This is a genomic window from Microbacterium sp. Leaf351, from assembly GCF_001423825.1.
Classification (GTDB): Bacteria; Actinomycetota; Actinomycetes; order Actinomycetales; family Microbacteriaceae; genus Microbacterium; species Microbacterium ginsengisoli.
The window spans coordinates 176324-182840 of the sequence record NZ_LMPK01000038.1; the positions used below are offsets into that span (position 1 = coordinate 176324).

7 protein-coding genes and 1 tRNA gene are annotated in these 6517 nt (G+C 70.6%); 2 read left to right on the forward strand and 6 right to left on the reverse strand.

What is annotated here, in order from left to right:
* A partial coding sequence (locus tag ASG00_RS18635; RefSeq protein WP_235559602.1) for a DUF2332 family protein occupies window positions 1-429 on the reverse strand: 429 nt, incomplete at its 3' end.
* A 74-nt stretch (window positions 430-503) separates the two neighbouring features.
* On the opposite strand from ASG00_RS18635, the gene msrB reads away from it, so the two are divergent.
* Both msrB and ASG00_RS13635 read left to right on the forward strand, forming a co-directional pair.
* Window positions 504-911: a peptide-methionine (R)-S-oxide reductase MsrB gene (msrB, locus tag ASG00_RS13630; RefSeq protein WP_045246743.1), complete on the forward strand. Its 408-nt coding sequence runs from the start codon at window positions 504-506 to the stop codon at window positions 909-911.
* 14 nt (window positions 912-925) lie between these two features.
* A complete protein-coding gene (locus ASG00_RS13635) occupies window positions 926-1453 on the forward strand; it encodes a nitroreductase family protein (RefSeq protein ID WP_056210381.1) in 528 nt (175 codons plus the stop codon).
* On the opposite strand, the gene ASG00_RS13640 is transcribed toward ASG00_RS13635, so the two are convergent.
* From ASG00_RS13640 to ASG00_RS13660, 5 genes are all read right to left on the reverse strand, one after another.
* On the reverse strand, window positions 1441-2406 hold the full coding sequence (locus tag ASG00_RS13640) for a DMT family transporter (RefSeq protein WP_442922658.1): 966 nt from the start codon (window positions 2404-2406) through the stop codon (window positions 1441-1443). The genes ASG00_RS13635 and ASG00_RS13640 overlap by 13 nt on opposite strands.
* Window positions 2407-2428: 22 nt before the next feature.
* Complete coding sequence (locus ASG00_RS13645; protein ID WP_056210252.1) at window positions 2429-3016, reverse strand: lipase chaperone; 588 nt, start codon at window positions 3014-3016, stop codon at window positions 2429-2431.
* Between the two features lie 107 nt (window positions 3017-3123).
* Window positions 3124-5094: an alkyl/aryl-sulfatase gene (locus ASG00_RS13650; protein ID WP_056210253.1), complete on the reverse strand. Its 1971-nt coding sequence runs from the start codon at window positions 5092-5094 to the stop codon at window positions 3124-3126.
* 117 nt (window positions 5095-5211) lie between these two features.
* Window positions 5212-5287: transfer RNA gene (locus tag ASG00_RS13655), tRNA-Thr, on the reverse strand.
* Window positions 5288-5320: 33 nt separating this feature from the next.
* Window positions 5321-6265 (reverse strand): DsbA family protein, encoded by a 945-nt coding sequence (locus ASG00_RS13660; protein WP_045246745.1) that lies wholly within the window; start codon window positions 6263-6265, stop codon window positions 5321-5323.
* Between the last annotated feature and the right edge of the window lie 252 nt (window positions 6266-6517).

Below are 6517 nucleotides of genomic sequence, written 5' to 3' on the forward strand. Positions count from 1 at the left end.
CCCGTCGGGCGCCTCGTAGCGGTAGGAGTAGCGGTCGGGGTAGAGGCAGAGCCCGGCGCTCGCCCCCACTTCCAGAAGCGCGATGGGGCCGTCGACGGCGCTGAGGGCCGGGAGCAGCGCCGCGCAGCGCAACGGCTCGTTGGTCTGGATGCTGCGGCTCTCGCAGCCCACGACGAGGTCCTCGATGTGCGCCCTCACCCATTCAGCCCACGACGCGAACCCCGACTCGGGGGCGCCGAGCAGACGGGAGACGGCGAAGACGAGCGGCGGCTGCCGACGGGTGTCACGGATGCGGGCGATCAGCGCCGCGACACGACGATCCTCCGCGATGCCGCGCGCCCACTCCTCGTACAGCGCCGACCGGCCGGGGGCCTCGTCGCGGGCGAACCGACCGTAGCGGTCGACGACGGCATCGGTCTGGTCGGACATGGTCACATTCTCAGGCACGCGCGGAACAGCCCTGGCGCCGACGCGGTTGAATGAGGTGACGCAAGGAGAACCCGATGTCGTACAACGTGAACAAGACCGACGCGCAGTGGCGCGAGGAGCTCAGCGACACCCAGTTCGCGGTGCTGCGCCAGGCCGCGACCGAGCGGCCGTGGACCGGCGAGCTGCTCGACGAGGACCGCGCCGGCCTCTACACCTGCGCAGCCTGCGGTGCGGAGCTCTTCCAGAGCGGCACCAAGTTCGACTCGCACTGCGGGTGGCCGAGCTTCTATGAGTCCGTGCGGCCCGAGGCCGTCGAGCTCATCGAGGACCGCACCCACGGCATGGTGCGCACCGAGGTGCGCTGCGCGAACTGCGGATCGCATCTGGGCCACGTCTTCCCCGACGGGTTCGGCACTCCCACCGGCGACCGGTACTGCATGAACTCCATCGCCCTCGACTTCACTCCGGCCGAGGAGGCGTGAGCGCGCGCGAGGCGATGCTCGCGCGGCGCAGCTGGTCGAAGCTGACCGAGGCGGCCCCCTCCGACGAGGAGCTGGCCGCCCTCGTGTCGGCCGCGGGACGCGTCGCCGACCACGCGTCCCTGCGGCCGTGGCGCCTGGTGACCCTGCGCGGCGACGACCGTGTGCGCCTGGGCGAAGCGATCGCGGCGGCGACCGGGGCGGACGAGCCGTCGCCGAAGCCCCTGCGCGCGCCGCTGCTGGTCGCGGTCGTGACGAGCGTGCGCGCGAGCGAGAAGGTGCCGGCGTGGGAGCAGGAGGCCGTGGCATCCGGTGTCGGACACGCCCTCTCGCTGCTGCTCGACGAAGCGGGCTGGGGCGTCATCTGGCGCACGGGCGGCTACACGCGCTCCCGGGAGGTCGCGGCCCTGCACGGGCTCGGTCCCGAGGAGCACCTGCTCGGCTGGCTGTACGTCGGCGGCAAGCCCGAGGCGAGTGACCGCACCGGTCACGAGCGGGGCGTCGACCCCGCCGAGGTTCTGTCCGCGCTGCCTCAGGCCCGCTGACGGCGGCGCGCGGCGGCGATCACGACACCGGCGAGAGCCACCACGACACCGGCGAGGGCGATCGCCGGGTTCGGACCCGACTCCGGGGGCCAGATCGCATCGAGCGTGACGGATGTCGCGAGCAGTCCCACGACCGATCCGAGACCGAGCAGCAGCACCCCCGTGTGCCGCACGAGTGCGGCCGACAGGAAGATGTAGACGACGCCGATCGCACCGCCGAGGTAGAGCCAGCCCGCCCCGGGAACCGTGACGTGCAGCCCCGAGAGCGCCCCGTGCACGCCGCCCGCGATCGCGAGGGCGGCCGTGCCGCCGGCGAAGTTCACCAGCGTCGCCGTGAGCGGAGACTCCACGGCCTGACGGAGGCGCCCGTTCGTGGCCTGCTGCCACGCGATCCCGGCGCCCGAGACGAACGGGAGGAGCAGCATCCACCAGGGGACGGCCGTCGTTCCCTCCGAGCTCACCAGCACCACGACCGCCGCGAGCACGACGGCGCCGCCGACGATGCGCCCCCATGTCAGGGGGACGACCCCGGCGGGACCGTAGCCGACCCGGTCGAGCACGAGTCCGTTGACCGTCTGCCCCGCGACGACGCCGACAGTGAACAGCGCCACTCCGATGATCGCGACGGTGAGGCCCTGCGTCGCGACGGTGAGGGCGCCGGCGAGGCCACCGAGCAGCATCCATATGGGCACGTGACCGTGTCGCACGCCGGTCGCGAGACGCCGAAGGCCGGCACGGCCCGCGGGGAGGGCGAGCGAGAGCACGACGAGGATCACGAACCCCGACGAGAACGAGACGAACGCGGCGACGAAGCCGTCGCCCATCTCGTGACCGAGCGAGCCGTTGACGCGGGCCTGCAGGGCCGTGAGGATGCCGACCGCGACCGCTCCGCCGAGGGCGACGGCCCGCGGCATCCGCCGGTGTTCGGGGATCACCGGCTGCGTCGCGCTCACCCTCCGATCGTAGGCGGTGCGCTCAGCTGCCCCAGATCTCGGCGACGAGGTCGTCGAGGAGCTGCTCGGGCACGACGTTCGACGTCTCGAGGTAGATCCACACGTCTCCGCGCGCATACGCGGTCTGCGTGACGGTGACCGGGTACTGCGTGCTCTCCTTGGACAGCTGGCAGACCTCTTCGCCGACGTCCCCGACCGTGCACGTGTAGCCCTGCCCCGGAAGGGTCGACTGGGCATACGAGACGGCGGCATCCGGGTCGACCGTGCTGATCAGCAGCAGCACCCCGGTCGCGTCGCCCTCGATCCAGTTGCAGCCGAGAGCGAGCGTCGCGCCCGTCGGCGCCGGGCGGACGAAGCCCTTGCCGTCGCCCTGCAGCGACATCTGGTCGAGCGTCGACGCCCGGGTGGCATCGGAGCCGACCTTCGCGCAGTCGGTCGGCAGGGACGCGGTCGCGGTGGGCGAGGCGCTCGGGGTCGCGGATGCCGACGTGCCGGCGGATGCCGTCGTCGTCGGCGTCGGCGTCACGGCGCCCCCGCTCGGCCCTCCGCATCCGGCGAGACCGAGAATGAGGACGAGAGCAGCGGATGCCGCGGCGTTGCGTGCGCGCATAGGTGACTCCGAGGTGTGCAGGTGCTCGGATCATGGCGCGACACGCCTGTCGCCGTCAAGAGGCGGAGCGCACGGCCTGCGCCGGCCGGCTCCCCCGGACGGCACGGTCACGCGTGGTAGCCGAACCCGTCCGCCGGCACTGCGGGACCCGACGGGGTGGTGCCCGGCATGATCGGGAAGCCGGGAGCGAACTCGACGAGCGCTCCCCCCAGGGCGAGGAACGCGCTCGGGTCGCCCTCGAGCGTCGCCCGACCGGCGGCGAGCAGCTCGGGGGCGGTCGTGGCACCGACCATGAGGTCCTCGAGCGCGGCGCGCGTGACCGTGAGAGTCGCATCCGGCGACGCCGACTGGAATCCCTCGACGCTGGTGAGCGTGCCGTTGCTCACCTCGACGACGAACTCCTCGCCGATGTCGGTCACCCGCAGGTTCAGGATGCCGCGAGCCTCGCCCGCCGCGGTGCTGTCGAGTCGGATGGCGAGGTAGTCGAGGAACTGCTGCGTGCTGAGCGCCCGCACGAGGTCGGGGCTCGTCGCGTTCGCCGTCTGGCCCTCGGGGATGCCCGAGCGCAGCTCGAACGCCGCCGCCAGGAAGCTGTTACGCACACTCGGGCTCTCCTGCTGGTAGCCGATCTGCTCGAACGCGTCGGCGAGGAGATCGCGCGCGGCCTCGTTCGCCGGCTCCGCGTAGACGAGCTTGTTCAGGATCTCGACGGCCAGGAGGTCGTCGCCCGCGGCGATGAGCTCGTGGGCGCGCGCGAGGATGCGCTCCGCACCGCCCATGAGCTCCACATACAGCGGCGCGGACTCGCGGGGCGTGAGCGGGATGAGGGTCGAGGGGTTGCCGTCCCAGTAGCCGAGGTAGCGGTTCACCACCGCGCGCGCATTGTGCGCCACCGAGCCGTGGTAGCTGCGCGCCGCCCAACTGCGCTGCAGCGAGTCGGGCACCTGGTAGACCCGGTGGATCTCGTTGATCGTCACGCCCTGGTTGGCGAGGTGCATGACCCCGTTGTTGAGGTGCGCGTACGTGTCGCGCTGGGTGCGCATGACCTCCTGGATGCGCTCGTTGCCCCAGCGCGGCCAGCTGTGGGAAGCGAACATCACCTCCGCCTCCTGCCCGAACAGGTGCAGCGCCCGGTTGATCTGACGCGACCACTCCAGCGCATCGCGCACGAGGGCCCCGCGCAGCGTGTAGATGTTGTGGATCGTGGCGACGATGTTCTCCGCCGCCCAGAAGGCCTTGAGGTCGGGGAACCAGGTGTTCATCTCGGCGGGAGCCTCGGTGCCCGGCGTGTTCTGGAACACCATGCGCACGCCGTCGATCGTGAGCTCCTGGATGTCGTCGACGATGTCGACAGTGGGTGCGATGAGGCCGACGGTGCCCGCGGCGACGCCCTTCCCGATCGCCTGGTCGACGTGACCGAACGGTCCGCGCTCGAGGAGCGTGCCGTACTGGTAGAACATGCGCCGCACCATGGCGTTGCCCGCGTACACGTTCTCCGAGACCGCGTGCTCGAGGAAGCCGACGGGGGCGATGACCGGTACCGCACCGCTGTGCACGTCCGCGACATCCACCACGCCATGAGCGCCGCCGAAGTGGTCGCCGTGCGAGTGGGAGTAGACCACGGCGACGACCGGACGCTCGCCTAGGTGCTCGTTGACGAGAGCGAGGGCGGCGGCGGCCGTCTCCTTCGCCGTCAGCGGGTCGAACACGATCCAGCCCGTGTCGGAGCGGATGAACGAGATGTTCGCCAGGTCGAACCCGCGCACCTGGTAGATGTGGCCGGGCACCACCTCGAACAGGCCGTACTCCATGTTCAGCCGCGCCTGACGCTGCAGCGACGGGTGGATGGAGGCGAAGTCCTCATCGCCGAGCAGGAAGTCGTAGTCCCCGATGTTCCATGCCACGTGCCCCGCCTCGGCGAGGATCTGCCGATACTCGGGAGCGGCGAGGAACCCGCGTCGAGCCTCCGCGAGATCGCGGTCGTCGTCGAACGGCAGCTGTGCCGCCACCTCTTGGCGTCGGCGCAGCGTCGCGTCGGTCGGCTGCTTTCCCCGCGGATGGGCGTGGTCGTGCGTCATGTCGGGTTCCCCTCTCCCACAAAGCCCCTGCTGCGCAGGATAGCCCTCCGAATGATGGCGCACCCGCGCACGGACAGCCACCGCAGGAGCAGGGAAAAACAGTGCGGGAATCAGGAATGGAGCCGACAGCGGGACTTGAACCCGCAACCGCCCGATTACAAGTCGGGTGCGCTACCAATTGCGCCATGTCGGCAGAGCCCACAGTCTATCCGTGGGGCCGGCGAGCTCAGTCGAGCGGCGTGGAGCTCGGGCTGGGTGTCGGCGTGGGCGTGCTGTAGTACTTCTCGCTCGCGCTGGTCAGAACGAACTGCGCGAACTCCTTCGGGTCGTCGAGCGCCCCGGTGTACGGCTTGCCGTTGACCAGGATCGTCGGCGCGGCGGTGAGCTTGAGTCCATCGGTCGCCGGCAGCGACTTCAACGCGGCATCGGTCGCGTCCTTGACCCAGGCCATGTACTTCTCGTTCTCGATGCAGTCGCTGACGGTGTCGTCGGATCCGGCGCCGACGGCGACGCTCGCGAGCTGCTGATCGCTCAGTCCGTCGGAGTCGACGGACGGCTGCTGGCTCAGCAGGCTCTGGGTGAAGCTGAAGAGCGAATCCGGCTGCTGCGTCGCCACGCACACCGCGGCGCTGGCTGCACGGAGGGAGTACTTGGTGCCGTTCGACTTCGCGGCGAGCATCGCGACCGGGTAGTAGGTGAGCGTGGCCGCCCCCTGCGAGACCCAGGTCGACAGCTGCTGCGCGTTGGCGAGCTGGAACTCCTTCGACCCCGGTGCCAGGTAATCGATGTAGATGCGGATGTCGACGTTCGACGCCGACGAGGAGCTCGGCGACGGGCTCGCCGCAGCGGCCGCTGCGTCCGTGGAGGGCGAGGGGCTGGCCGTCGAGGCGATGGCCGCCCGCGCGCTGACGTCGGACACCCGGAACCCGGAGTCCGTCGCATTCGGCGGGGTGAGCTGCGGCTTGCCCGACGGCGTCACCAGGGCGATCGCGATACCGGCGCCGATGGCGGCGACGACGACGACGGCGAGGGCGCTGAGCAGTGCGATGCGCCACCGGCGCGCACGGGATTGACGGGCGTGGACCAGCTGCGCCTTCTCACGGACTGCGCTGCGACGGTCCACCGACGAATCGGCGGGCACCGCGGCATCCGAAGAATCGTTGCTGGACATCACACCTCTGCACACACGAAGAACCGGCGTCAACCGGGGGCAGTCACGCGGGATTCGCGACCTCGTCGATGCTAGTCAGGCACCCTGTGAAATGCCCAGACGGAACACCAACGAATGCTCATCCTGCACTATGTGCGCACCTCGCGGGGTCGAAGCGTCGCGTGCCATACTCGAATCACGCCCAACGGAGGGCGTGCGGGACAAGCCCCCGCTCATTCCATCACTACGGATCGTCCGGCACGTGCCTGCCGG